We start from the raw sequence: 25,559 nt of genomic DNA, 5'->3' as shown, positions 1-25,559 counted from the left end.
GGCCCCGGTGGGCCCCGGTGGGCCCCTGAGGGCCCCGGTGGGTCAGGCGACGGCGAGCACCATCTCGGCGACGACGCAGGTGTGGTCGTCGTTCTGGTCGACCCGCCAGGACTCGCAGACCTGGTCGACGATCACCAGACCGCGACCGCGGTCGGCGTCGAGGTCCTCGGGGCGGATGGTCGGCATGGTCGAGTGACCGTGGTCGGTGACCTCGAGGACCAGCCGGTCGCGCTCGAGGGTCCAGCAGACCTCCAGGCGGCCGCGGCGGTCGGGCCGACCGTGCTGCACGGCGTTCGAGACCAGCTCGCTGAGGACGAGCGTGGCGTCGTACACGACGGACTCGCCGACGCCCTCGCGCTCGAGCGCGGCGCGCAGCCGGTGGCGTGCGACGCCGACGCTGGCCGCCTCGTGGGCCAGGTGGTGTGTCTCGTGCATGTGGTCACCCCTCTCCGCGGGGTCGTATACCCGTTCTCACCCGGCGGACACGTCGCGCAGGGGGTGAGTGGCACTCGCCACGTCGGCTCCGGCACGGGTCCAGACGTCCTCGAGGGCGGCCTCGAAGACCGGTTGCCACCGCCCCGCGTCGAGGACGACGGAGGCGTGACCGCCCGGCGCGGAGAAGACCTTCGCGCCCGGGATCGCGGCCGCCAGCTTGTGCTGACGGCGGGTGGGGATGGCGTGGTCCTTCTCGGTGACCACGACCGCGGTGGGCACGTCGACGTCCCCGATCCACGGCGAGGAGTCGTAGTGCCCGACGGCGTTGACGACTGCCGGGTAGGCCCAGCCGCTGGTGCTGCGCACCTGGCGCAGGCTCCATGAGGTGAGGTCGGTGAGCTCGACGTCGGGGGTCAGCGGCAGGCTCTGGGCCAGCTGCTCGACCTTCGCGGCGGCGAGTCGGGTGATGGGGTTCATCGTGGCCGCGAGCGCGTCGAAGAAGAGCCGCTCCTGCAGCTTCCCCTTGCCGTTGCGGGCCGTGGAGGCGAGCACCAGCCCGGCGACCCGGTCGGGGTGGCGGTGCCAGGTCTCCTGGGCCACGAACCCACCGAGGGAGTAGCCGGCCAGCACCGCGTGGCAGATCCCCAGGGCGTCGAGGACGGCCACGACGTCGTCGGCGCAGTCCTCGATCCGGAACTCCTCCGAGACGATCCCGCGCCCGTGCCAGCGCTGGTCGAAGGTGACGACGCGGAAGCGGTCCGACAGCGAGCCCAGCACCGGGAACCAGTTGAGGTACGCCGTGCACGCGAGCCCGTGCAGCAGCACCACCACCGGGGCGTCCGGCGTCGGGCCGGGCACGTCGACCACGAACGTGCTGCCCCGCCCCGGCAGCCGCATCGTGCGCCCCGGCGGCACCGTGCCGCAGGGCGGCTCGGGCACGAGGCGGCGGCCCAGCGCGCCCGCTGCCAGTCGTGGGACCGCCAGCGAGGACCGCACGGCCAGCCGGGTGACGGCCCAGGTCGCGTCGCTGCCGACCTTCACGGCCCGGGTGAACGGGCGGTGGAACAGGGGGTGGGTCATCGGTTCTCCTGCGGTCGTGGCGGTGCGGACGGGGCCGAGAAGGGGGAGGCGGTCACGGCTGGGGCTGACGCTCGGGTCGGGGCACCCGCGGCCGGCTGGCCAGCAGCTCGTCGAGCGCGGGCCGCAGCTCGGCGGTGAGCGCGTCGAGGTCGGGCAGCAGGTCGGGGCAGCTGAGCAGGGTGACGTTCATCCGGTCGACGTAGGACCACACGGTCACGTTGAGGCCGACGCCCTCGAGGATCGGACCGACGCTGAAGACGTCGGTCATCGGCACGCCGTCGATGGTCACGGGTTCGCGGGGCCCGGGGACGTTGGAGACGACCACGTTGACCGGCGAGGGGTGCCAGCGGGCGGCTCGCAAGCGGGAGTAGGCGCGCATGACCAGGGTGGCCGGCCCCGGCGGCGAGAACTCCAGCCAGCCGCGCAGCATCTCCGCCCCCAGGGTCTGCTGGACCCGCTTGGCCTCCGCGGTGGTGCGGTGGATCCGCTGCAGCCGCGCGGCCGGGTCGGCCTGGTCGGTGCCGAGCACGGTGAAGAGGTTGGAGACCAGGTTGCCGCGCAGCCGCGGGACGCCGCCGGCCTCCTCGGTGGAGACCGGGACGGCGCAGGTCAGGCTGCGGGCGGGCAGCTGGTCGCGCTGCAGCAGGTAGCGCCGCAGCGCGCCGCCGACCAGGGCCAGAACGACGTCGTTGAGGGTGACCCCGTGGGCGGTCCTGACCTGCTTGAGCTCGGCCAGTGGCAGGGAGGTGGTGGAGAAGGAGCGCCGTGAGGTGAGGGCTGTGTTGAAGGGGGTGCGCGGCGTGTCGAGGATCGGCCGCGGCACGTCGGTGTCGGCGGGTCGCTCGCGCCGTGCGAGCCGCACCAGGTTGCCCAGGGTGCGCAGCAGCAGGCCGGGCAGCGCGAAGGCCTTGAGCACCCCGTCGCGCAGCCCCAGGACGGCGAGCTCGCGGGGCCGTGGGGTGTGGTCGTCGACGACCTGGGGGGAGGGCTTCGGGGACCCGAGCGGGTTCTGGTCGGCGACGTTGCCGAGCATCGCGTTGGCCGCGACCCCGTCGGCCAGGGCGTGGTGGATCTTCACCACGACCGCGACCTTGTCGCCCTCCAGGCCCTCGACCAGGTGCAGCTCCCACAGCGGCACGTCACGCAGCAGCGGCGTGCTGGCGATCCGGCCGACGACCTCGTGCAGCTCGTGCATGGTCCCGGGGTCGCGGAGGCGGTGGTAGAAGCAGTGCTGGCGCGGGTCGACCGGCCGGTCGGAGACCCACACGGGGTGGTGCAGCGCCCACGGCACGGTCTGGACCCGGCGCCGCAGCGCGGGCATCGCGTCCAGCCGCAGCACCAGCCACCGGCCCAGGTCGTCGAGGTCGATCCGGCCGGCCGGCGGGTCGAGGACCGCGATCTTGAGCGTGTGCATGTGCGTCGAGGGGGTCTCCATGTAGAGGAACCCCGCGTCGATGCCGTCCATCCGCTCCACGTCAGGAGCCTGGCAGATCTGCGGCCCCACCGGGGGTGGGAAGCAGGCGTTTCATCACCTTCCCGGTGGCGTTGCGCGGCAGCTCGTCGAGCAGGACCACGTCGCGGGGCACCTTGTACCCGGCCAGGTTGGCCTTCACGTGGGCCCGCACGCCGTCGGCGTCGAGTTCGGCGCCCGGCCGCAGCACGACGTACGCCGCCAGCCGCTGCCCGAACGCCTCGTCGTCGACCCCGACGACCGCCGTCTCGTGCACCTGGGGGTGGGCGTCGAGGAGCTTCTCCACCTCGAGCGGGTACACGTTCTCCCCGCCGCTGACGATCATGTCGTCGTCGCGGCCCACCACGAACAGCCGTCCGTCGGCGTCGAAGCGGCCGACGTCGCCGGAGACCATGTGGTCCTGGTGGAACTCCTTGGTCGTGCCCGAGGTGTAGCCGGAGAACTGCGAGCCCGACCGCACGCAGATGCGTCCGACCTCACCGGTGGGCACGGGCCGGCCGGCGTCGTCGAAAAGCACCACGTCGGTGCCCCGGACCGGGCGGCCCGCCGTGTCGGGGGCGACCCGCAGGTCGGCCGGTGTGGCGGTCGAGATGAGCCCGGCCTCGGTGGCGTTGTAGCTGTTGCAGACGACCTCGCCGAAGCGGTCCATGAAGGCGGTGACCGCCTCGGGACGCATCCGCGACCCGCTGGCGGTCGCGAAGCGCAGGGTGCGGCAGGGGTAGCGGTCCAGCACCTCGTCGGGGAGGTCGATGATCCGCTCGAGCATCACCGGCACGACCGCCAGCCCGGTCGCGCCGTGCTCCTCGACCATCCGCAGCGTCGCCTCGGGGTCGAAGCGGCGGCGGGTGATGATGGTGCAGGTCGTGGCAGCGGCGATGGCCAGTTGCCCGAAGCCCCAGGCGTGGAACATCGGAGCGGCCACGACGACCGGCTCCTCCGCGCGCCACGGGATCCGCTCGAACATCGCGGCCAGCGCCGGGGCGCCGCCGTCGGCGGAGCGCTTGGCGCCCTTGGGGGTGCCGGTGGTGCCGCTGGTCAGCAGGATCACCGAGCCGCGCCGCGCGGGGCGGCCCGGCCGGGCGCCGGCGTGGTGGGCGACCAGGTCGTCGAGCACGGTCCGCTCGCCGAGGGTCGCGGGGTCCTCCACCCAGGCCACGACCTCGGCGACGTCCAGGCCCGCGCAGGCCTGGTCCACGACGCCCTGGAACTCCTGGTCGTAGACCACCATCGCGGCCTGCTCGCGCACGAGCACGTCGCGCAGCTGGGGGCCGGAGAAGGCGGTGTTGAGCAGCAGCACGTCCGAGCCGGCCCGGGTCGCGCCGGCCAACCCGTGCACGAAGCCGCGGTGGTTGCGGGCGAGCACCGCGACGGTGCGCGGCTCGCCGCCGGTCAGCGCCAGCAGCCCGACGGCGAAGGCGTCGCAGCCGGCGTCCAGCTCGGCCCACGTCAGCGACCCGCGCTCGTCGACCAGCGCCGTACGACGCGGGGCGCGCGCCGCGGCCAGGGCGATGCCGGTCGTGGCGGTGACGCCGCGCAGCACCACGGCGACCATCCGAACGTAGCGGTCGGGGCGCACCAGCGGGACCATCCCGGCCCGCACGAGGACCCGGACCATCCACAGCGTGCGGGCCAGTCGCCCGAGCATTCCGCGCATCAGCCGAGCACCGGGAAGCGTCGGGCGCGGGCGAGCTCGTCGAGGGCGTGCTGCATCCGGGCGCGCACCAGCGCGTCGACCGACGCGGGGTCGGGGTCGGGTCCGAGCTCGGACACCGGGTCGATCGGCTCGAGCACGCGGGTGGTGATCTTGGTGGGCAGCGGGAGGTTGGGCGGGAAGGCGCCGACGACACCGAAGGGGAAGCCGACCGAGACCGGGAAGAAGCGGCTGCGCAGCAGCTTCTCCAGGTGCAGGACCTTCCCGATCGCCTCGCCGCGGGTGAGGAAGAGCTGCGCCTCCTGACCGCCGATGCTCACGACCGGCACGATCGGCACGCCCGCGCGCAGGGCGGTGCGGACGTAGCCGGTGCGGCCGTCGAAGTCGACGACGTTGGCGGCCCGGGTGGGGCGGAAGACGTCGTAGTCGCCGCCGGGGAAGACCATCGTCACCGACCCCGCGCTCAGCACCTCGTGCGCGTGCTCGCGGTCGGCCGGCAGGAAGCCGCAGCGGGTGAAGAACGGCCCCGCGGCACCGGTGAAGAGCAGGTCGTGGGCCAGCACGTGCAGCGGCCGCTCGACCCCGAACTCGTCGGCGAAGGCGGTCGCGAGGATCGGCACGTCCATCGCGAGGAGGCCGCCGGAGTGGTTGGACACCATGAGCGCACCGCCCTCGGGCACGTGCTCCATGCCGGTCACGCTCGAGCGGAACCACGTGCGCATCGCCAGCTTCAGCAGCGGCAGCAGCCGGGCGACGTACGCCGGGTCGCGCAGCTCGACGGCGCGCGGACCGGGCCGGGGCGCGCTCACGCGGCCGCGCCGGGCCGGTCGCCGCGCTGGTCACCGCGCTGGTCACCGCGCTGGGCGAGCGGCTGGGGGAGCCGGGCGCGCCGGGCCAGTGCCTCGCGCCAGGAGAAGGGTCGCCAGTCCTCGGGGTCCTGGGCGAGCCGGTCGACGAGCGCGGCGAGGGCCAGCGGGTTCGAGACCAGGCCGACGTGGGAGCTGACGACCTCGACGTTCTCGCTGGGTGCGAGGCCGAGCGGGTCCTCCTCGACCCGGCAGCCGCGCCAGTGGGCGATGCCGTCGGTCCGCGACCAGAGGGCGGTGACGGGGACGTCCAGCGGCTCGCGGAGGGCCTCGACGATCGTCCGCGCGTCCTCGGCCAGGCCGTGCTTGACCGCGGCCCGCTCGAACATCGCGGTGGCGCGGGTGCGCTCGCCGTCCGAGCGCCAGGGGGAGCCCATCTTCACGACCTGGCGCACCTGGCCGGGGCGCTGGTGCGCGACGTGGCGCGCCAGCAGCCCGCCGAAGCTCCAGCCGACCAGGGAGACCGGGTGGCCGGGCGCCGTGGCGGCGACCTCGTCGAAGCGGTCCAGCAGGCCGGCCACGATCCGGTCGGTCAGCCCGACGTTGCGACCCAGGCCCCAGCCGTGGGCGGCGTACCCCTGGCGGCGCAGGTGCGAGCGCAGCCGTGCGGTCAGCGGGTCGTCGGCCATGAAGCCGGGCAGGACCAGGACCGGGCGTGGCTGCTCGGCGTCGGTGACCATCCGCCGCGGCGGCCAGACCAGGTCGGTGACCAGGGAGGTCGTCAGCTCGACCGGGAAGCGCAGCGCCTCGGCGGCGGTCAGCAGGAGGGGAGGGGCGCCGTAGCCCGCGGCCTGCGGGTCGGCGTCGTGGGCGAAGTCGTACATGGGGGCTCCGTACGGCGAAAACTAGAACGTGTTCTCATCCTAGGGATCTTCGGGGCTCCTGTCGCCTGCGCGCGGGCACGACCCCGTCCAGCGGGCGCGGTGCGGCGTGCAGCACCACGACGCGCTGCGGGGCCGCGGTGCCACGACGCGGGGCGGGGACGCGGCGAGGTCCCGGGGCGCGCGACGGTGCCCTCGGGGTCAGAAGCTGCCGGCCGCGCCGGGCGGGGTCATCGCGAACTGCATCGCCCGCTCGTCGAGCAGCAGGTGGATGCGTTCGACCAGCTCCTCGCGGGAGAAGGGCTTGGCCAGGAAGTCGTCGGCGCCGGCGACGTAGCCGTTGCGGATGTCCTGGCGGGTGGCCAGGGCCGAGAGCATGAGCATGACCGGGCGGGCGGTGCCGGTGATGTCCTTGCACGCCCGCAGGACCTCGAGACCGGTCATCCCCGGCATCATGTTGTCGAGCACGACCAGGTCGTAGCCGCCGCGGGTGATGGCGCGCAGGGCGGCGACGCCGTCACCGACGCCCTCGACCTCGTGCCCGGCGCGCTGGACCACCAGGCGCAGGAGGAGACGGAGGTCCTCGTCGTCCTCGGCGATCAGGATGCGTGCCATGCACCCATCATCGACCCCGGGGGGTGGTTCCTGAGCCAAACCGCCGATCCGACCACCGTTTCGAGCCGAGTCGCGCTCGCGGGCCCTTCGCCTCTGGTCAGCCGGCGGTGGCGGTCCCACCACGGGCGCCCTCCCGGGGGCTTCGGGCGTCGTGGCGGGTCATCGTGCGCTCGTCCAGCAGCATCCGGACCCGGTCGACGAGCTCCTCGGTGGCGAACGGCTTGGCCAGGAAGTCGTCGGCACCCCGCACGTAGTAGGAGCGGATGTCCGCGCGCGTGGCCAGTGCGGAGATCACGACCATGAGGGGGCGCTCGGTGCGCCGCAGCAGGGCCACCGACTCCAGGACCTCGACGCCGGACATCCGCGGCATCATGTTGTCGAGCAGGACGACGTCGAAGGACTCCCGCGAGATCGCCTCGAGCGCCTCGACCCCGTCGCGCGCCTCGCTCACCCGGTAGCCGGCGCGGTGCAGCACCAGTCGCAGGAGGAGCCGGAGGTCGGCGTCGTCCTCGGCGATCAGGATGCGGGTCACGTGCTGCCGATCGGCGGGCGCGGGCCCGACCTGAGCGGCCCGGCGGCAGCGGCGCACGGCGGCGCACGGTGAAGCACGGTGACGCGCGGCCGGCCACGGCGGTGCCGGGTCGCCGTACGACGGTGGCCGGGCGCCACAATGCGTGCGTGGACGACGCGACCGCCATCCTGCTCGGCGCCCTGGTCGGGGGTCTGGCGGCCGGCTCGCTGCGGCTGCCGCCGCTGCTCGGCTTCCTCGCTGCGGGCTTCGTGCTGCACGTGCTCGGGGTGGCCCCCGTCCCCGCCCTCGACACCGCCGCCGAACTCGGTGTGACCGTGCTGCTCTTCGGGGTCGGGCTCAAGCTCGACGTGCGCACCCTGGTGCGCCGCGAGGTCTGGGTGACGGCCACGGTGCACCTGGTCGGCTCGACCGTGGTGGTCGCGGGCCTGCTGGTGCTCCTGGGAGCGGCCGTGGACGCCCTCGGGCTCGGGGCCGGTCTGCTGACCGGGTCCGACGCGCGCGCGCTGCTGCTGGTGGGCCTCGCGCTGTCGTTCTCCAGCACGGTCTTCGTGGTCAAGCTGCTGGAGGAGCGCAGCGCCAGCCGCTCCCTGGCCGGCCGCACCGCGATCGGGGTCCTGGTCGTCCAGGACCTCGCCGCGGTGGTGTTCCTGGCCGCGGCCGACGCCGAGGGTCCCAGCCCCTGGGCGCTCTCGCTGGTGCTCCTCCTGCCCGGCGCCTGGCTGCTGCGGCGGCTGCTCGGCGCGGTGGGCCACGACGAGCTGCTGCCGCTGCTGGGCGTGGTCCTCGCCCTGGTCCCCGGATACGCGCTCTTCGACGCGGTCGGGCTCAAGGGCGACCTCGGCGCGCTGGTGCTGGGCATGCTGCTCGCCGGCCACCGCCGCGCACCGGAGCTGAGCAAGAGCCTCTTCACGCTGAAGGACCTGCTGCTCGTGGCGTTCTTCGTCTCCATCGGCCTGCAGGGACTGCCCAGCCTCGGAGAGCTGGTCCTGGCGCTGCTCCTGGTGGCCCTGCTGCCGCTGAAGGCGCTGGGCTTCGCGGTGCTGCTGTGGGCGGCGCGGCTGCGCCGAAGGACGTCGGTCCTGACCGGGGTCGCGCTGGCCAACTACTCCGAGTTCGGGCTGATCGTGGTCGCCGGGGCGCCCGCCGGGTGGCTGGGGGAGGAATGGCTGACCGTGGTGGCGACCGCGGTGGCCGCGGGCTTCGTGCTCGGCTCGCTGCCGGGCAGGCACCCCGAGCGGCTGGTGGACCTGGTGCGCCGGGTGCTCCCCGACCGGCCCCGAGAGGCGCTGCACCCCGAGGACCGCCCGCTCGACGTCGGGGACGCGCAGGCGGTCATCCTCGGCATGGGGCGGGTCGGCAGCGCGGCGTACCGGCGGCTGCGCGAGGAGTACGGCCTGCGCGTCGTCGGGGTGGAGAGCTCCAGCGAGCGTTGCGAGCGGCTGCGGGCCAGGGGCCTGGAGGTCGTCGAGGGAGATGCGACCGACCCCGAGCTGTGGCTGCACCAGCCGCTGGTGGACGTGCCGATCGTGCTGCTGGCCATGCCCTTCCACGGCAACAACCTCGACGCCCTGCGCCAGCTGGTCGCCGGCGGCTTCACCGGCACCGTCGCGGTGGTCGCGCAGTACGACGAGGACCTGCGATCCGCGACCCGGGCCGGGGCCTCGGTGGGCTTCCAGCTCTACGACGGCGCCGGGGCCGAGCTGGCCGACCGGGCCGCGCTCGCCGCGGGACTCGGCGGTCCGGCCGGCGCCTGAGGACCCCCGCGCCACCGCGTCGCGGACAGACCCCGGGGGTGGATCGACCGTGGGACCGGGCCCGTGAGCAGTCGCCGACCGGGTGTGACGTGCGTTACAGAATCGTGACCAACCATCGTTGACTCTCACGGTGTGTAAGCGGTTGCATGCGTCGTACGCAAGGAACCGTGGGACGGCGGTGGGCCGGCCCCGAACAAGAGAGGGACCCGATGCGCTCACGCAAGATCCGCCGCGGTGCCGTGGCCGTCCTGGCGGTCGCGTCGCTCGGCCTCGCCGGCTGTGCCAGCGACGACGACGGTGACACCAACGAGCCCCAGTCCGCCGGGGGCACCTGGCCCGGCGAGGGCAACGCCGATTGCGAGGGCCTCGAGCAGCTCTCCGAGTTCGGTGACCTGACCGGCACCACGGTCAGCGTCTACACCTCGATCCTCCCGCCCGAGCAGGAGGCGCACGAGGCGTCGTACGAGCTGTTCACCACCTGCACCGGCGCCGAGGTCGACTACGAGGGCTCGGACCAGTTCGAGACCCAGCTGGTCGTGCGCCTGCAGGCCAACAACGCCCCCGACATCGCCTACATCCCGCAGCCCGGCCTCCTCCGGACCGTCGTGGAGTCCGGCCAGGTCGTCCCGGCGCCCGAGCCCACCGCCGACAACGTCGACGAGTTCTTCGGTGAGGACTGGAAGTCCTACGGCACCGTCGACGACACCTTCTACGCCGCCCCGCTGGGCGCCAGCGTGAAGTCGTTCGTGTGGTACTCCCCGACGATGTTCGAGGAGAACGGCTGGGAGATCCCGGAGACCTGGGACGACATGCTCGCCCTCTCCGACGAGATCGTCGACTCCGGCATGAAGCCCTGGTGCGTCGGCATCGAGTCCGGCGAGGCCACCGGCTGGGTCGCCACCGACTGGCTCGAGGACGCCATGCTCCGCACCGCCGGTGCCGAGGTCTATGACCAGTGGGTCAACCACGAGATCCCCTTCAACGACCCGGCCGTGGTCGAGGCGCTCGACCTCGTCGGCGGCATCATGAAGAACTCGGACTACGTCAACGCCGGCTTCGGCGACGTCAACTCCATCGCCACCACCGCCTTCCAGGACGGCGGCCTGCCGATCCTCGAGGGTGACTGCGCGCTGCACCGCCAGGCGTCCTTCTACGCCGCCCAGTGGCCGGAGGGCACCGACGTGTCCGAGGACGGCGACGTCTTCGCCTTCTACCTGCCCACCACCAACGAGGAGAACGGTCGTCCCGTCCTCGGTGGCGGCGAGTTCGTGGCCGCGTTCGACAACCGTCCCGAGGTCCAGGCCTTCCAGACCTACCTCTCGACCGACGTCTGGGCCAACCAGAAGGCGATCAACACCCCGGGTGGCGGCTGGGTCAGCGCCAACACCGGCCTCGACGCCGCGAACCTGACCAGCCCGATCGACCAGCTCTCGGCCGAGACCTTCCAGGACCCCGAGGCGGTCTTCCGCTTCGACGGCTCCGACCAGATGCCCAGCGCCGTGGGCGCCGGGTCGTTCTGGCGGGAGATGACCGCCTGGGTGACCGGTGACGACAGCGAGACCGCGCTGGAGAACATCGAGAACTCCTGGCCGTCCTGACCAGGTGACGGTGGCGGTCGGCACACGCCGGCCGCCACCGTCCTCGCTCCGCCCCGGCGCCCTACTCCCATGGTGTGCTGGGCCTGCACGACCCCGCCCGACCCCCGACCTCCCGGGACCCTCTTTAAGCGGAGGGCAGCCCGGCCCCGATGAGGGAGTGACGCGTTGACTACCCCTGAGAAGCTCGTCCAGATGGTCATCGCCGTCGCCATCTTCTACGGCGTCGTGGCCCTGATCCTGCTGGCGACCCAACGGCTGCGCTCCCGCTCCGGCGAGCGCGTGCAGGCGGCGGCCTTCCTCGGCCCCTCGCTGCTGCTCATCGGCATCGGCCTGCTCTACCCGGCCGGGGTCACGATCTACGACTCCTTCTTCGGTGGCTCGGTGTTCACCAAGGAGTTCGTGGCCTTCGACAACTACCAGCGGCTCTTCACCGACTCCAACCAGCTCGAGGTCCTGCGCAACACCCTGTTCTGGGTGGTCCTGACCCCGCTGCTCTCCACCGCCATCGGCCTGCTGTACGCCGTGCTGGTGGACCGCGCCTCCTTCGAGAAGTTCGCCAAGGCGCTGCTCTTCCTGCCGATGGCGATCTCGATGGTGGGCGCCTCGATCATCTGGAAGTTCGTCTACGACTTCCGCTCCGGCCAGGGCTCGGAGACCGTGCAGATCGGCCTGCTCAACCAGGTCCTGCAGTGGCTGGGCCTGGAGCCCTACAACTTCCTGCTCAACGGTCCGTGGAACACGCTGTTCCTCATCGTGATTCTGGTCTGGATCCAGGCAGGTTTCGCGATGACCCTGCTCTCGGCCTCCATCAAGGCCATCCCCGAGGACATCGTCGAGGCCGCCCGGCTCGACGGGGTCAGCGGCTGGAAGATGTTCCGGCACATCACCGTGCCGAGCATCCGACCCACGCTGATCGTGGTCCTCACGACCATCACGATCGCCACGCTCAAGGTCTTCGACATCGTCCAGACCGCGACCGGCGGCAACTTCGGCACCAGCGTGCTGGCCTACGAGTTCTACCGGCAGTACTTCATCGCCGGGAACCAGGGCCTGGCCGCCGCGATCGCCGTCGTGATCTTCGTGCTGGTCATGCCGATCGTCATCTACAACGTCCGTCAGATGCGCAAGCTGGAGGCCCGATGACCACCACGACCCCGCCGGCACCTCCCGCGCAGCCGGAGCAGCCGACCTCCTCGGGCAAGCCGATCCCGGCCTCGACGGCGGCCAAGTCCGCGCTGACCAACCGCTGGGCCTCGGCCGCGGCGCTGCTCATCGCGATCCTGTGGACCATCCCCACCTTCGGCCTGCTGATCTCCTCCTTCCGCCCGGAGAACGAGGTGAAGTCCAACGGCTGGTGGAACTTCTTCTCCAGCCCCTCCTTCACCCTCGACAACTACACCCAGGTGCTCGAGGGCGGCTCCGGCGGCGGCGGACTGATGACCAACCTCGTCAACTCCGTGGTCATCACGATCCCCTCGGTGCTGATCCCGATCAGCCTGGCGACCATGGCGGCGTACGCCTTCGCCTGGATGGACTTCAAGTTCCGCGACACCCTCTTCGTGGCGGTCTTCGCGCTGCAGATCGTGCCGATCCAGGTGACCCTGGTGCCGCTGCTCTCGCTCTACGTCGACCCGCCGTTCGACCTGCTGCCGCTGGCCGGTCGCGACGCGCCCGGTGGTGGCTTCTACACGATCTGGCTCTCGCACTCGATCTTCGCGATGCCGCTGGCGATCTTCCTGCTGCACAACTTCATGCGCGAGATCCCCGGCGAGCTGATCGAGTCCGCGCGCGTCGACGGAGCCGGTCACGTGCAGATCTTCACCCGCGTGATGCTGCCGCTCATGGCCCCCGCCATCGCCGCCTTCGGCATCTTCCAGTTCCTCTGGGTCTGGAACGACCTGCTCGTGGCCCTGGTCTTCTCCTCGCCGGAGGCCGCGCCGATGACCGTGAAGCTGGTCAGCCTGGTCGGTCAACGAGCCGAGGACTGGCAGCTGCTGGCCTCGGGTGCCTTCGTGTCCCTGATCATCCCGCTGATCGTGTTCCTGGCCCTGCAGCGCTACTTCGTGCGCGGGCTGCTCGCGGGCAGTGTCAAGGGATGAGCTAGGCCCGGGCTCACGACGCGGGGGGCGTCGTCCGCTCCCTCACGGCCTCTGCCAGCCAGTGGTAGGAGGCCTTGGGGGTGCGCGCCTGCGTGGCAGGGTCGATGTGCACGATGCCGAAGGTCTTGGTGTAGCCCTCGGCCCACTCGAAGTTGTCCAGCAGGGTCCACACCACGTAGGCCCGCAGGTCGGCGCCGGCGGCGCGGGCCCGCTCGGCGGCGGCCAGGTGGTCGCGCAGGTAGTCGATCCGGTCGGTGTCCTGCACGGTCCCGTCGACCACCTCGGTGTCGGCGCAGGCCGCCCCGTTCTCCATCACCAGCACCGGGAGGCCGGTGCGCTCGGCGGTGGTGCGGATCAGCTCGTCCAGGCCGGTGGCGTCGATCTCCCAGCCGATGTCGGTGATCGGCTGGCGCACGACCAGCTCGAAGGGGGCGACGCCGGGGTAGGCGCCGCCCTCGGGGTGGTCGCCGCGGGCGGCCGCGTCCGTGCCGGGCACGCCGGGACGCACGGGGGTGTAGTAGTTCAGGCCGACCCAGTCGGCCGAGCCCTGGATGCGCGCGAGGTCGCCCTCGCGGACCAGCTCGGCGTCGGCCAGCTCGGGAGCCACGCGCAGCATGCCCTCGTCGTACGCGCCGTCGACCAGGGGGCCCAGCCACACCCGGTTGCGGATCGCGTCGACCCCGTCGGCCACGTCGGCGGCCTCGGGGCGCTCGGCCCAGATGGGGGCGTTGTTGAGCACGATGCCGACGTCGATCCCGCGGCCGGCGGCGCTCGCCTGGGCGCGCAGCCGCTCGGCGGCCAGCGCGTGACCGAGCATGAGGTGGAAGGCGGCGCGGTGCGCCCGGCCGCCCTCGCGGCGACCCGGGGCGTGCACGCCGGCGGCGTACCCCAGGTAGGCCGCGCACCACGGCTCGTTGTGGGTGGCCCACATGCCGACGCGGTCACCGAGCCGCGCGGCGACGACCTCGGCGTAGTCGGCGAACGCCTCGGCGGTCGAGCGCTCCAGCCAGCCGCCCTCGTCCTCCAGCGCCTGGGGGAGGTCCCAGTGGTAGAGCGTGCCGGTGGGCTTGACCCCGCGCTCGAGCAGGGCGTCGACGAGCCGGTCGTAGTAGTCCAGGCCGCGCTGCTCGACCCGGCCACGGCCCTCGGGGATGATGCGCGGCCAGGCGACGGAGAAGCGGTACCAGTCCAGGCCGAGCCCCGCGACCAGGTCGGCGTCCTCGGTGTAGCGGTGGTAGGAGTCGCAGGCCACCGCGCCGTCCGAGCCGTCGCGGATCGTGCCCTCGCGCGCGGTGAAGGTGTCCCAGATCGAGGGGCCGCGCCCGTCCTCGTGGATCGCGCCCTCCACCTGGTACGACGCCGTGGCGGTGCCCAGCTCGAGGCGGGAGCCGTCGGGCAGCCGCACCGGCAGGTCGAGCGGCGGGCGGGGCGTGGCGTGGGGCGCGGTGCTCATGGGAGCAGCCTAGGCGGAAAGGTTTACCGGTCGAAAGAGCGGCCGGCACGGAGCGGGGGAGGAGGAGTCGGATGACCAGCATCCACGACCTGGCGCGCGAGACCGGGGTGTCGACGGCGACGGTGTCCCGGGCGCTGCGCGGGCTGCCGCGGGTCTCGGAGGAGACCCGGGCGAAGGTGATGGACGCCGCCGTGCGGCTGGGCTACGTCCCCTCGCCGCACGCGGTCGGGCTGGCCAGCGGCGGGCAGACCAGGACGGTCGCCATCGTCGTGCTCTTCGTGACGCGCTGGTTCTTCGCGACGGTCGTGCACGGGGCCGAGCAGGTGCTGCGCGAGCGCGGCTACGACGTGCTGCTCTACAACATCGGCGGCGACCCCGACGCCCGGCGCCGGGTGCTGCTGACCCAGCTGGTCACCAAGCGCGCCGACGCCCTCGTCGTGGTCGGCCTGGGCCCGACCCCGGAGGAGGTGCTGTGGCTGTCTCGCCACGGCATGCCCGTGGTCACGCTCGGCTCGCGGGTGCAGGAGTGGCCCTCGGTGCGCGTGGACGACGACGCCGTGGCCCGCGCGGCGGTGCAGCACCTCCTCGACCTCGGGCATCGGCGCATTGCCTACGTCGGGCAGCTCAGCGACGAGGGGCTGGACCTCGCGACCCCGCGGGCGCGGCTCGAGGGCTACCGCGCGACCCTGCGTGCGGCGGGCATCGAGCCGGATCCCTGCCTGGAGCTGGAGGGCCACTTCACGCTCGAGGGGGGCCACGACGCCGGCGTCGAGATGCTGCAGCGGCCCTGCCGACCCACGGCGGTCTTCTGCGCCAGCGACGAGATGGCCTTCGGCGTCATGTACGCCGCCAGGGAGGCCGGCGTGCGGGTGCCCGAGGACCTCTCCGTCGTCGGTGTCGACGACCACGAGATGTCCCACTACGTCGGCCTCACCACCATCCGCCAGCCGGTGCTCCAGCAGGGCCGGGTCGCTGCGCGCCAGATCCTGCAACTGCTCGAGGGCGCCGGGCGCACCGCCGGCGGCTCGCGACAGGGCGCCGGTGCGGCCGGGTCCGAGCGGTCCCCGGACTCGCTGCTGGTCGAGCACGTCGAGCTGCCCACCGAGCTGGTCGTGCGCACCTCGACCGCGCCGCCCGCCCCCGACTGACCCGTCGCCAGGGTGGTGACTCGGCGCCGGTTCGAGGGTGACTCGGCAGCGATGCGAGCGTGAGTCGGCGCTGATTCGACTGGTCGGTGGTGGGGCCCGCGTCCCCGCGCGCCCGGTCCGCGGCTCCTCCCGGCACAGTCGACCCGCGCGGGGGTCCGCCGCAGCGTCGTCGGTCGGTGGCAGGGTCGGGTGCGTGGAGACGGTCCGGGCCGAGCAGCTGCGCTTTTTCGACGGGGGTACGCCGGAGGAGCCGCCGCGGCGCGACGAACCGCCCCGGATCGTGCTGGAGCGGCGGGCCCGGGGTGACGAGGAGGTCTTCGCCCTGCTGCGCCGGGTGGGGTACGCCGACCGCCACCTCGGTGAGCTGCTGGTGCCGGCCGACCCGGCGCGGTTCACCACCGACCTCACGTCGGTGCCGTCGGTCCTGACCTGGCTGGTCCCGCGCAGCGGCCGGCACCTGCCCGCGGCGCTGGTCCACGACGCGCTCGTCGCGGACCCGGCCGGCTCGGGGGAGGCCGGCGCGGCGTCGTACGTCTCCGAGGGACGGGTGGTCGTCGACCGGGTCGAGGCGGACCGGGTGTTCCGCGACGCCATGGCCGACACCGGCACCGGGGTGGTGCGGCGGTGGCTGGCCTGGAGCGCGGTGACCCTGGTGACGCTGTGGGTGGCGCCGCCGCGGCCGGGCGGGTGGTACCGCGTGGTCCCCTTCGCCGCGCTGCTGCTGGTCGCCTGGCTGGGCTGGTGCGCGACGTGGGACCTGCTGGACGCCTCGGCGCCGCTCGCGACGGGAGTGCCGTGGATCGCCGAGGGCGGCTGGGCGAGCGAGCTGCTGGGCGGGGTCGCCGGCGCCGTCGTGGTCCCGCTCCTGCTCGCACCGCTGTGGGGTCGCTTCGCGCGGGCCGGTGCCGTCCTCGGCGTCGGGCTGGCGGCGCTGCTGCACGTGACCGTCGTCCTGGCGGTCTTGACCCTGGCCTACCAGGCGCTCGAGCGACTGGTCACGCGCCACCCGACGCTGGCCGCGCGCGCGGGTGCGACCCTCGTGCTGGCCTGCGCCGTGGTCGTCGGGCTGGCGCTGGTGGGCTGAGACCCCGACGCAGGAGGTCAGCGCAGGGCGTACGTCGCCAGCGAGACGCCGACGTAGTGGCTGACGAACGCCAGGATCGTGAAGGTGTGGAACACCTCGTGGAAGCCGAACCAGCGCGGCGAGGGGTTGGGGCGCTTGAAGCCGTAGACCACGCCGCCGAGGGTGTAGAGCAGGCCGCCGGCGGCGATCAGCGTGAAGACGGCGATGCCGACACCGGTGCCCAGCTCGGTGGCGCCGCGGTAGAAGGACGGGATGAAGAAGACGGCCACCCAGCCCAGCGCGATGTAGATCGGCGTGTAGAGCCAGCGCGGGGCATCGGTCCAGAAGACCCGGAAGCCCACACCCAGCACGGCCCCGGTCCACGCGACCGAGAGCAGCAGGGTGCGCTGGGTGCCCTCGAGCAGGATGATCGCGAAGGGCGTGTAGGAGCCCGCGATGAGCAGGAAGATGTTGGAGTGGTCGAAGCGGCGCAGGAACGCCCACGTCCGCGGGGACCACGTGCCGGTGTGGTAGACCGCCGAGACCGTGAAGAGCAGGAGCGCGCTGCCGGCGAACATCGCGGACCCGACCCGGGTGCCGGCGGTGGGGGAGAGTGCCACCAGCACGATGCCGGCGGCCAGCGTCAGGGGCGCGGTCGAGAGGTGCAGCCAGCCGCGGAGCTTGGGCTTGATCTCTCGCAGGTCCTCGCGCAGGTCGTCCCAGTGCTCGGTGACGGAGTCGTGGAGGGAGTCGACGCGTGCACGGACGGAGTCAGGCACGTGGTGGCTCATGCCCACACGGTACCCGGCGGTCACCCTTTCGGGCATTCGTCGCGGGGCGTGACGTGGCTCGCGCGGGTGGCCCGCGGCGACTCGTCGCCGGCCCGGCGGGGAGGCTGCCGTCGGGGGGCTGCGGGGCTTAATCTGGGTCGGTGGCGGACTGGAAGCGGGGCGCGCGGCGGGTGCTTTACCCGGCGTACGAAGCACGCCTGGTGCGCCGGCTGCCGGAGTCGGTGCCGCGCCACGTCGGGGTGATGCTCGACGGCAACCGGCGGTGGGCCAAGGCCGTGGGACGCGACACCGCGCACGGCCACCGCGCCGGTGCGGCCAACATCGAGCCGCTGCTGGGCTGGTGCGACGAGATCGGCGTCGAGGTGGTCACCCTGTGGCTACTCTCCACCGACAACCTCAACCGGCCCGCGCACGAGCTCGAGCCGCTGCTCGGCATCATCGCCGATGCGGTGGACTCCCTCGCCGACCAGCGTCGCTGGCGCCTGCACCCCGTCGGTGCCCTCGACCTGCTGCCTGCCGACACGGCCGAGCGGCTCAAGGCCGCCGCCGAGGCCACCCGTGACGTCGAGGGCACGCTCGTCAACGTCGCCGTGGCGTACGGCGGGCGGCGCGAGATCGCCGACGCCGTGCGTTCCCTGCTGTGCGAGGCGGCGGCGGAGGGACGCTCGATGGAGGACCTCGCCGCCCACGTCGACGTCGACCTGATCGCCGAGCACCTCTACACCAAGGGCCAGCCCGACCCCGACCTGGTCATCCGCACCAGCGGGGAGCAGCGGCTGGGCGGGTTCCTGCTGTGGCAGAGCGCGAAGTCGGAGTTCTACTTCTGCGACGCCTACTGGCCCGACTTCCGCAAGGTCGACTTCCTCCGCGCGGTCCGGGCCTACGCCCAGCGCGAGCGGCGGTTCGGGGCCTGAGTCGCTGAGTCGTGGGTAGTCCGAATCATTTCTGATGCTGAGCGTGCGCTCGGTATCAATCCTGATTCGGAGTACCCCCGCCGCGCCCCCACCCCCGCGCGTCACCCAGCGTTCACACCCCGCACACGGCGTGTCGTCCGGGATCGCCAGGGGCGCGGCGTACTTTCACAAGCACCGGTGAGTGGGGAAGCTCACCGCACCTGGAGGCCCGATCGTGAGCACTCACGACTGCACCGCAGAGCAGGCGTACCCCTGCCCTGCGATCGGAGGCGGGCACTCCCGTCGCCGGGCGTCCCGGTCCCACCGCGTGAGCTAGTGGGGCGGAGCGAGGAGTGCGCGCGCCGGCCCGTGAGGGGTAACCGTGCCGTCCAAGGCCATCGCGTCTCAGCAGTCCGCCTCCCGGGATAAGAAGTCCCCGGCCCCGCTCGTGCGCACCTACGTGCTCGACACCAGCGTCCTCCTCTCCGACCCCGGCGCGATCCGCCGGTTCGCCGAGCACGAGGTCGTCCTGCCCGTCGTCGTCATCACCGAGCTCGAGGGCAAGCGGCACCACCCGGAGCTGGGCTACTTCGCCCGCACGGCGCTGCGCCACCTCGACGAGCTGAGGGTCGTCCACGGCCGCCTGGACGCGCCCGTGCCCGTCGGCGAGGAGGGCGGGTCGCTGCGCGTCGAGCTCAACCACACCGACCCCACCGCACTGCCGTCGGGCTTCCGGCTCGGTGACAACGACACCCGCATCCTGGCGGTGGCCAAGAACCTCGCCGACGAGGGCGCCGCGGTCACGCTGGTCTCCAAGGACCTGCCGCTGCGGATCAAGGCCTCGGCGGTCGGCCTCGACGCCGAGGAGTACCGCGGCGAGACCATCTCCGACTCCGACCCGGGCTACTCCGGGATGGCGGAGATGGAGGTGGAGGCCAGCGACCTGGACGAGCTGTACGACGACGGCGTGATCGACCTGGCCGAGGCGCGGCAGCTCCCGTGCCACCAGGGGCTGGTGCTGCTCTCCGACCGCGGCACCGCGCTGGCCCGGCTCGGGGCCGACAAGCGGGTGCACCTGGTCCGCGGCGACCGCGAGGCCTTCGGGCTGCACGGCCGCTCCGCGGAGCAGCGGATCGCGCTCGAGCACCTGCTCGACCCGGAGGTCGGCATCGTCTCCCTCGGCGGTCGCGCCGGCACCGGCAAGTCGGCCCTCGCGCTGTGCGCCGGCCTGGAGGCGGTGATGGAGCGCCGCCAGCACAAGAAGGTCGTGGTGTTCCGTCCGCTCTACGCCGTCGGCGGCCAGGAGCTCGGCTACCTCCCCGGGTCCGAGGGCGAGAAGATGTCGCCCTGGGCGCAGGCCGTCTTCGACACCCTCGGCGCCATGACCTCGCGCGACGTCATCGAGGAGGTCCTCGACCGCGGGATGCTCGAGGTGCTGCCCCTGACCCACATCCGCGGCCGGTCGCTGCACGACTCGTTCGTCATCGTCGACGAGGCCCAGAGCCTGGAGCGCAACGTCCTGCTGACCGTGCTCTCGCGCATCGGGGCCAACTCCAAGGTGGTGCTGACCCACGACGTCGCGCAGCGCGACAACTTGCGGGTCGGGCGGCACGACGGCGTCGTCGCGGTGATCGAGAAGCTCAAGGGGCACCCGCTCTTCGCGCACGTGACGCTCACGCGCTCGGAGCGGTCGCCGATCGCGGCGCTGGTCACCGAGATGCTCGAGCACATGGTCGTCTGAGACCGCCACGGCTCGGCACGCGCCGGTCCCGCTCCTGCGGGGCCGGCGCGTCGTCGTACGGCGTGGGGTCGGGGTCGGGCTGTGGACGCCGTTTTGCGTCAAACCCAGCCGTGGGGCATCGTGACCCTTTCGTGACCTGAGGGTCACGACATCCCCCGCCGTCGACCCCCTGGTTCCTGCCTGTGTCGAAGCCCAAGAAGTACACGCCCAAGCACGCCGCGCCCAAGGCCTCCCGCACCGCTGCCGCGCGCACCGCGGCCCGCACGACGATGGTCGCCTCCGTGGCTGTCACCGCGACCGGTGCGGCCGTCGGCACCGGCATCGTCGTCTCGCCGGTCTCCACCGTCGCCACGCTGGCCGCCGGCGACCCGGCGTCCGAGACCGGGGTCAGCATCCCCGCCGCCGCGGGCCGCGAGACCCGCGAGGAGGGGGTCTCCCGCACCGCCGACCGTCGCGGTGCCGCCGACCCGGCCAAGCAGGCCGCCCTGTCCCAGGAGCCCGGCAACGCCGTCACCCGCAGCGAGGACCTCTCCGACGAGGACCCGCGCGACATCGCCCGCGCGCTGCTGCCGACCTACGGCTGGGCCGACCAGTTCTCCTGCCTGGACTCCCTGTGGGTCAGCGAGAGCGACTGGCGCGTCGACGCCGACAACCCGACCTCCTCGGCCTACGGCATCCCCCAGGCCCTCACCCAGCTCCACGACCTGCCGGCCGGCTACATGACCGACGCCGAGGTGCAGATCCGCTGGGGGCTTGACTACATCCAGGACTCCTACGGCAGCCCCTGCAGCGCGTGGTCGTTCAAGCAGGGCAACAACTGGTACTGAGCGGGCGACCGCGACCGACGGAGGAGGTCGGCGTCGGTCCCGCGAAGGTCGAGCGAGCGGCACGGCTGAGCCTGCGAAGCCGTGACCCGCGTGTCGAGGTTCCCTGAGCGGAGCGAGGGGAACGCTGGTGGTCGAGCGAGCGGCACGGCTGAGCCTGCGAAGCCGTGACCCGCGTGTCGAGACCCGGTGACCGACCCGGTCGGACGACCGCAGCGAGCAGCACGCGATGATCGCCCCGTGAGCGAGGTCTTCGAGTGCGAGATCCAGGCGCGGCTGCGTGACGTCAACCTCGGCGGCCACGTCGACAACGTCGAGGCGATCCGCATCCTCGACGAGGCGCGGATCCTCTTCTTCCGCTACGCCGAGCTCCAGCCGCCCGCGGGGGAGCGTGCCGGTCTCCTGGGCGGCCTGCCCGACGGCGTCGTGGAGCTGGTGGGGTCGCAGCGGGTGGACTACCACGCGGAGATGCGCTTCGCGGCGTACACCTCCTTCCGTCTGCGACTGTGGGTCACCCGCGTCGGCCGCTCCTCCTTCACCGTCGCCTCGCAGCTGCGGGTCGCCGAGGACCACGCGCCGGCGATCGTCGCGGAGACCTCCTGCGTGCTGTGGGACCACCGCACCAACGCGTCGTGGGCGATGACCGACGAGGTCCGCGCCACGCTGCAGAGGTACGCCGGGGAGCCGGTCGGCCTGCGCTGAGGCGGGCCGTCCGGGGCTTGTGCGCTGGCTCAACGGCCGGTCATGGCGTCCACGTCGAGAGCGGCGTCCAGCTCGGCCTCGGTGAGGTCCCCGCGCTCGACGTACCCCATGGCGAGCACCTGCTCGCGGATCGTGCGGCCCTCCGCGAGCGCGGCCTTGGCGATCTTCGCGGCCTCCTCGTAGCCGAGGTGCTTGTTGAGCGGCGTGACGACCGAGGGGGAGGACTCTGCGTAGGTGCGCATGCGCTCGGCGTCGGCGGTGATGCCGTCGACGCAGCGGGTGGCCAGCACACGGGTGGAGGCCGCGAGCAGCCGCACCGACTCCAGGACGTTGCGCGCGATGACGGGCATCGCGACGTTGAGCTCGAAGGAGCCGCTGGCGCCGGCCGCGGTGACCGCCGCGTCGTTGCCGACGATCTGGAAGCAGACCATGAGGGTCGCCTCGGGCAGGACCGGGTTCACCTTGCCGGGCATGATGCTCGAGCCCGGCTGGAGGTCGGGCAGGTGGATCTCGGCCAGGCCGGTGGTCGGGCCGGAAGACATCCAGCGCAGGTCGTTGCAGATCTTGGTGAGCCCGACCGCGATGGTGCGCAGCACCCCGGACAGCTCCACGAGCGAGTCGCGGGTGCCCTGGGCCTCGAGGTGGTTGCGGGCCTCGGTGAAGGGCTGGCCGGTGCGCTCGCCCAGCAGCTCGATCGCGCGGGCGGCGAACCCGTCGGGGGTGTTGATGCCGGTGCCGACCGCCGTGCCGCCCAGCGGCAGCTCGCGGACGCGGGGGAGCACGGAGGTGAGTCGCTCGCCGGCGTACCTCACCGTGGCGGCGTACGCCGAGAACTCCTGCCCCAGCGTCACCGGGGTGGCGTCCATGAGGTGGGTGCGACCGGCCTTCACCAGGTCGGCGAACTCCTCGGCCTTGGCCTCCAGCGAGCCCGCCAGCAGGTCGAGCGCGGGCAGCAGGTCCTCGGCGACCGCGAGGGTCGCCGCGACGTGGATCGCGGTGGGGAAGGTGTCGTTGCTGGACTGGCTGGCGTTGACGTGGTCGTTGGGGTGGACCTCCGTGCCCGCGCGGGCGGCGAGGGTGGCGACGACCTCGTTGGCGTTCATGTTGGAGCTGGTCCCCGAGCCGGTCTGGAAGACGTCGACCGGGAAGGCGTCGTCGTGCTCCCCCGCGGCCACGGCGGTCGCCGCCGTCACGATCGCCCCCACCTGCTCCTCGGTGAGCACCCCGAGCTCACCGTTGGCCAGGGCCGCGGCCGCCTTGACGTGTCCCAGCGCGTGCACGAGCGCGGGCTCGATCGGGGTGCCGCTGATCGGGAAGTTCTCGACCGCACGCTGGGTCTGCGCCCGCCACAGGGCCTGCGCCGGCACCTGCACCTCGCCCATCGAGTCGTGCTCGGTGCGGAGCTCCTGGTCCTCACGCTCGCTGCTCATGCCACCGACGCTAGTGCGGCCGCGGCCGGTCGCCGCACGCGCGGAGGGGTGAGGGCGGTCAAGTCGCGTGCCCGGCCGACCGAGACACCGGGCGTGACCCTGCTCGACACCGGGACCGACCTGGCACCAGCGCCGCAGCCCCACGCGCCCGCGCGACGGCACCTGCACACCGCACGGCGCCACCTGCCGGACGCGGCCGTGGTGGCCGGGCTCGGCTGGTGGGCGACGTACCTGACCTGGGGGACCGGCGGCCGCGAGCCGCACGTCCTCTCGGTCGGGTGCGTCCTGGCCGCGCTCGGCTGGCTGCTGGTGCGACCCGACAGGGTGCTGCGCCGACCGGTGCTGCTGCTGGGGCACGCCCTCTCCCTGGGCGCGGTCGCCGTCGTCCTCACCGCGCCGACCGGGCTCGCGGGCCGCGACGACGCGGCGGCCTGGGTGCTCACCGCCCAGACCGGGCTGCTGCTGCTGGCCTGGGCCCGCGACGACGTACGCCGCCTCGTGCTGCTCACCGCCCTGCTGACGGCCACCGGCGCGCAGTTCGCGCAGGGCTGGCTGCCCTGGTGGGGCGCGCAGGACCCCGAGAAGCTGTTCCAGGGGACGTTCTACTGGCACAACCAGGTCGGCATCTTCCTGGCGGCTGCGGCGCTGCTGGCGCTGGCCACCCTCGCCGGCGGCGGTCCTCTTGCACGGCTCGGCTGGGTCGTGGCGCCGCTGGCCGTCGCCGGGACGCTCTTCACCACCAGCCGCGGCTCGCAGCTCGGCCTGCTCCTCGGCGCCGTCCTGCTGCTTGCCCTGGCCGGCCGCTCCATCGCCCCGCGGCTGCGCGTGCTGGGAGGCCTGGGCCTGGGGTGGGCGACGAGCTGGCTGCTCACGGGTCCGCCGTTCTTCGACGAGCGGGTCGCGCCGACCGCCGGCACGGCCGCGCGCTCCGAGAGCTTCGTCGACAACGGCGTGACCCGGGTCGAGGACTGGGCGGCGGCCTGGGACGTCTTCGCGCGCTGGCCGCTCACGGGTGGCGGGTTCGACGGCTTCCGCGCCGGGACCGTCGCGGCCGAGGTGGGGGAGCGGGCGGGCGCGACGGCCTACGCGCACAACGGCTACCTCCAGGCGCTCTCCGACGGCGGGCTGCTGCTGGCGCTGCCGCTGCTCGGGGTGCTCGCCACCGTGGCGTGGACGGTGGCGCGCGCGCTGCCCGCCGCGGTGCGGCGCGGGGACCTCACGCAGGTCGGCGCGGCGGTGACGCTGCTGGTCCTGGGCCTGCACTCCGGCATGGACTTCGACTGGGCCTACCCGAGCCTGCTGCTCATGGTGCCGCTCGTCGCCGCGCTCGCCCTGCCGCCGGGCACCGGGGCGGTCGACCCGGCGACCGCCGGCAGCCACCGGCGTGCTCCCCGGGGGTGGTCGGTCGTGGTGCCGCTCGCGCCTGCCCTGCTCCTGGTGGCCGCCGCCGTCGCGGCCTGGGGCGGCGGGCTGTCGCACAACGCGCCGCTGGGATGAGCCGCTGCTCCGTAGTCTCGGAGCGTGAACGCCTGGCTCGACGGACTCAGCACCCTGGAGGTGCTGCTCCTGGTCCTGACCATCGTGGTCGGCGGCTCGATCGCCTCGGCCATCGTCGGGGCCCTGCTGGTGCGGATGGGGATGCACCGGCCCTCGGTCGTGCGCCGCGCCAGCCAGCTGGCCTACAAGCTGCTCGGCCTGATCAAGCGCCCGTTGACGATCGTCGTGCTCGACGAGGTGGTCGCGGTGATCCGGACCGGGCACTACACCAAGAACATCTCCGACGCGCTCGTCGAGAACCACGACGAGCTCAAGGCGCTGGCGCTGGAGAAGGTGCGGGCCGACCCCAACCTGCGCCTGGTCAGCAGGTTCCCCGGCTACGACACGCTGGTCTCGGAGGTCTCCGAGACCGTCCTGCGGGTCGTGGTCGACATGCTCGGCGACCCGCGCATGGACGAGCTGGTCTCCGACCTGCTGCGCAACAACCTCGAGCAGATCCGGATCGCCGTGCGCGAGCGCGAGCACGAGGCCGTGGGGGACCACCCGCCCCCGGACCCGGTGCCTCCCGGCGGGCCGCGCCGCTGACGTCGTACGCCGTCCCTGCTCGTCCGCGGCGCTCGACCGGTCGGGTGAACGGGCCGCGGCGTCCGCGGACTACGTTCGGTGGCATGAGCGAGCGCGAGGACGACCGGCGGCACGAGCGGCAGCAGGACGGTCGGGAGCAGGCGCAGCGCGAGCCCGCGGAGCAGGCCGACGGCCGTGACGGCCAGGCCTCCGAGGGCCAGGTCTCGGAGGTGGGCAACTTCGAGCGCGCCCACGAGCCGATCAGCGACGACCAGTCGGTCGCCGGTCAGCCCGACGGCGAGTCCGGCAGGGTCGACGAGGGCCCCACCGGCCCCAACGCCCGCGCGGGCTCGAACAAGAACTGACCCGCGCCCGCAGGTCCGCGCCGACTCGGGCTCTTGTGACTGATGTGTGGGTCATGTTCGGCCTGGGAGTGTGGGTCGGTGTCCGCCGAGGGTGAGCATGAGCAGCGCGATGAGGGCGTCGGGGTCTTTGAAGCCGAAGGCCATGCGGGTGCGGAGTCGGATCTTG

The 25,559-nt window shown here is 73.1% G+C and carries 24 protein-coding genes; 13 read left to right on the top strand and 11 right to left on the bottom strand.

Features of this window, described 5'->3' with window-relative positions:
• Positions 1–42: 42 nt before the first annotated feature.
• From Q1V71_RS03040 to Q1V71_RS03005, 8 genes are all read right to left on the bottom strand, one after another.
• Positions 43–435: an ATP-binding protein gene (locus tag Q1V71_RS03040; RefSeq protein ID WP_300640601.1), complete on the bottom strand. Its 393-nt coding sequence runs from the start codon at positions 433–435 to the stop codon at positions 43–45.
• 36 nt (positions 436–471) lie between these two features.
• Complete coding sequence (locus Q1V71_RS03035) at positions 472–1,515, bottom strand: alpha/beta fold hydrolase (protein WP_300640600.1); 1,044 nt, start codon at positions 1,513–1,515, stop codon at positions 472–474.
• A 52-nt stretch (positions 1,516–1,567) separates the two neighbouring features.
• Positions 1,568–2,980 (bottom strand): wax ester/triacylglycerol synthase family O-acyltransferase, encoded by a 1,413-nt coding sequence (locus Q1V71_RS03030; RefSeq protein ID WP_300640655.1) that lies wholly within the window; start codon positions 2,978–2,980, stop codon positions 1,568–1,570.
• 10 nt (positions 2,981–2,990) lie between these two features.
• A complete protein-coding gene (locus Q1V71_RS03025; protein WP_300640598.1) occupies positions 2,991–4,640 on the bottom strand; it encodes an AMP-binding protein in 1,650 nt (549 codons plus the stop codon).
• Positions 4,640–5,446: a 1-acyl-sn-glycerol-3-phosphate acyltransferase gene (locus tag Q1V71_RS03020; protein WP_300640596.1), complete on the bottom strand. Its 807-nt coding sequence runs from the start codon at positions 5,444–5,446 to the stop codon at positions 4,640–4,642. The genes Q1V71_RS03025 and Q1V71_RS03020 overlap by 1 nt, the downstream gene beginning before the upstream one ends.
• Positions 5,443–6,327 (bottom strand): alpha/beta hydrolase, encoded by an 885-nt coding sequence (locus Q1V71_RS03015; protein ID WP_300640594.1) that lies wholly within the window; start codon positions 6,325–6,327, stop codon positions 5,443–5,445. Before Q1V71_RS03015 ends, Q1V71_RS03020 begins: the two co-directional genes overlap by 4 nt.
• Before the next feature lie 198 nt (positions 6,328–6,525).
• On the bottom strand, positions 6,526–6,939 hold the full coding sequence (locus Q1V71_RS03010) for a response regulator (RefSeq protein WP_300640592.1): 414 nt from the start codon (positions 6,937–6,939) through the stop codon (positions 6,526–6,528).
• 97 nt (positions 6,940–7,036) lie between these two features.
• Positions 7,037–7,471, bottom strand: coding sequence for a response regulator transcription factor (locus Q1V71_RS03005; protein WP_300640590.1), 435 nt, complete (start codon positions 7,469–7,471; stop codon positions 7,037–7,039).
• Positions 7,472–7,617: 146 nt separating this feature from the next.
• On the opposite strand from Q1V71_RS03005, the gene Q1V71_RS03000 reads away from it, so the two are divergent.
• From Q1V71_RS03000 to Q1V71_RS02985, 4 genes are all read left to right on the top strand, one after another.
• The gene (locus Q1V71_RS03000) at positions 7,618–9,225 is read left to right on the top strand and encodes a cation:proton antiporter family protein (RefSeq protein ID WP_300640588.1); all 1,608 of its coding nucleotides are present in this window, start codon (positions 7,618–7,620) and stop codon (positions 9,223–9,225) included.
• Between the two features lie 209 nt (positions 9,226–9,434).
• Positions 9,435–10,823: an ABC transporter substrate-binding protein gene (locus Q1V71_RS02995; protein WP_300640586.1), complete on the top strand. Its 1,389-nt coding sequence runs from the start codon at positions 9,435–9,437 to the stop codon at positions 10,821–10,823.
• Between the two features lie 165 nt (positions 10,824–10,988).
• Positions 10,989–11,966 carry a carbohydrate ABC transporter permease gene (locus Q1V71_RS02990; protein ID WP_300640584.1) on the top strand — a complete coding sequence of 326 codons (978 nt, stop codon included), beginning with the start codon at positions 10,989–10,991 and terminating at the stop codon, positions 11,964–11,966.
• On the top strand, positions 11,963–12,922 hold the full coding sequence (locus Q1V71_RS02985; protein WP_300640582.1) for a carbohydrate ABC transporter permease: 960 nt from the start codon (positions 11,963–11,965) through the stop codon (positions 12,920–12,922). The genes Q1V71_RS02990 and Q1V71_RS02985 overlap by 4 nt, the downstream gene beginning before the upstream one ends.
• A gap of 13 nt (positions 12,923–12,935) precedes the next feature.
• Here the strand turns inward: Q1V71_RS02985 and Q1V71_RS02980 are convergent, their stop codons facing one another.
• Entirely contained in the window at positions 12,936–14,375 is a 1,440-nt protein-coding gene (locus Q1V71_RS02980) for a GH1 family beta-glucosidase (protein WP_300640580.1), read from the bottom strand.
• Positions 14,376–14,446: 71 nt separating this feature from the next.
• Between Q1V71_RS02980 and Q1V71_RS02975 the strand changes: the two genes are divergently transcribed.
• The gene (locus Q1V71_RS02975) at positions 14,447–15,523 is read left to right on the top strand and encodes a LacI family DNA-binding transcriptional regulator (RefSeq protein ID WP_300640578.1); all 1,077 of its coding nucleotides are present in this window, start codon (positions 14,447–14,449) and stop codon (positions 15,521–15,523) included.
• 193 nt (positions 15,524–15,716) lie between these two features.
• Complete coding sequence (locus tag Q1V71_RS02970) at positions 15,717–16,607, top strand: DUF1353 domain-containing protein (protein ID WP_300640576.1); 891 nt, start codon at positions 15,717–15,719, stop codon at positions 16,605–16,607.
• Positions 16,608–16,624: 17 nt separating this feature from the next.
• On the opposite strand, the gene Q1V71_RS02965 is transcribed toward Q1V71_RS02970, so the two are convergent.
• Positions 16,625–17,377, bottom strand: coding sequence for a hemolysin III family protein (locus Q1V71_RS02965; protein WP_300640574.1), 753 nt, complete (start codon positions 17,375–17,377; stop codon positions 16,625–16,627).
• A 140-nt stretch (positions 17,378–17,517) separates the two neighbouring features.
• Between Q1V71_RS02965 and Q1V71_RS02960 the strand changes: the two genes are divergently transcribed.
• The 4 genes from Q1V71_RS02960 (at position 17,518) to Q1V71_RS02945 (ending at position 21,537) form a co-directional block, all read left to right on the top strand.
• Positions 17,518–18,291, top strand: a complete 774-nt coding sequence (locus Q1V71_RS02960; RefSeq protein ID WP_300640572.1) for an isoprenyl transferase — start codon at positions 17,518–17,520, stop codon at positions 18,289–18,291.
• A 376-nt stretch (positions 18,292–18,667) separates the two neighbouring features.
• Positions 18,668–20,011 (top strand): PhoH family protein, encoded by a 1,344-nt coding sequence (locus Q1V71_RS02955; protein WP_300640653.1) that lies wholly within the window; start codon positions 18,668–18,670, stop codon positions 20,009–20,011.
• A 182-nt stretch (positions 20,012–20,193) separates the two neighbouring features.
• Entirely contained in the window at positions 20,194–20,838 is a 645-nt protein-coding gene (locus Q1V71_RS02950; RefSeq protein ID WP_300640570.1) for a lytic transglycosylase domain-containing protein, read from the top strand.
• Positions 20,839–21,075: 237 nt separating this feature from the next.
• Positions 21,076–21,537 (top strand): thioesterase family protein, encoded by a 462-nt coding sequence (locus tag Q1V71_RS02945; protein ID WP_300640568.1) that lies wholly within the window; start codon positions 21,076–21,078, stop codon positions 21,535–21,537.
• Between the two features lie 29 nt (positions 21,538–21,566).
• On the opposite strand, the gene Q1V71_RS02940 is transcribed toward Q1V71_RS02945, so the two are convergent.
• Positions 21,567–22,967 carry an aspartate ammonia-lyase gene (locus tag Q1V71_RS02940; RefSeq protein ID WP_300640566.1) on the bottom strand — a complete coding sequence of 467 codons (1,401 nt, stop codon included), beginning with the start codon at positions 22,965–22,967 and terminating at the stop codon, positions 21,567–21,569.
• Positions 22,968–23,060: 93 nt separating this feature from the next.
• On the opposite strand from Q1V71_RS02940, the gene Q1V71_RS02935 reads away from it, so the two are divergent.
• The 3 genes from Q1V71_RS02935 (at position 23,061) to Q1V71_RS02925 (ending at position 25,393) form a co-directional block, all read left to right on the top strand.
• A complete protein-coding gene (locus Q1V71_RS02935) occupies positions 23,061–24,464 on the top strand; it encodes an O-antigen ligase family protein (RefSeq protein WP_300640564.1) in 1,404 nt (467 codons plus the stop codon).
• Between the two features lie 24 nt (positions 24,465–24,488).
• Positions 24,489–25,049 carry a hypothetical protein gene (locus Q1V71_RS02930; protein ID WP_300640563.1) on the top strand — a complete coding sequence of 187 codons (561 nt, stop codon included), beginning with the start codon at positions 24,489–24,491 and terminating at the stop codon, positions 25,047–25,049.
• Between the two features lie 83 nt (positions 25,050–25,132).
• Complete coding sequence (locus Q1V71_RS02925; protein WP_300640561.1) at positions 25,133–25,393, top strand: hypothetical protein; 261 nt, start codon at positions 25,133–25,135, stop codon at positions 25,391–25,393.
• Positions 25,394–25,559: the final 166 nt, after the last annotated feature.

The sequence above is a fragment of the Nocardioides sp. genome (assembly GCF_030149505.1).
Classification (GTDB): Bacteria; Actinomycetota; Actinomycetes; order Propionibacteriales; family Nocardioidaceae; genus Nocardioides.
This window is presented reverse-complemented; position numbering and strand designations above follow the sequence as displayed.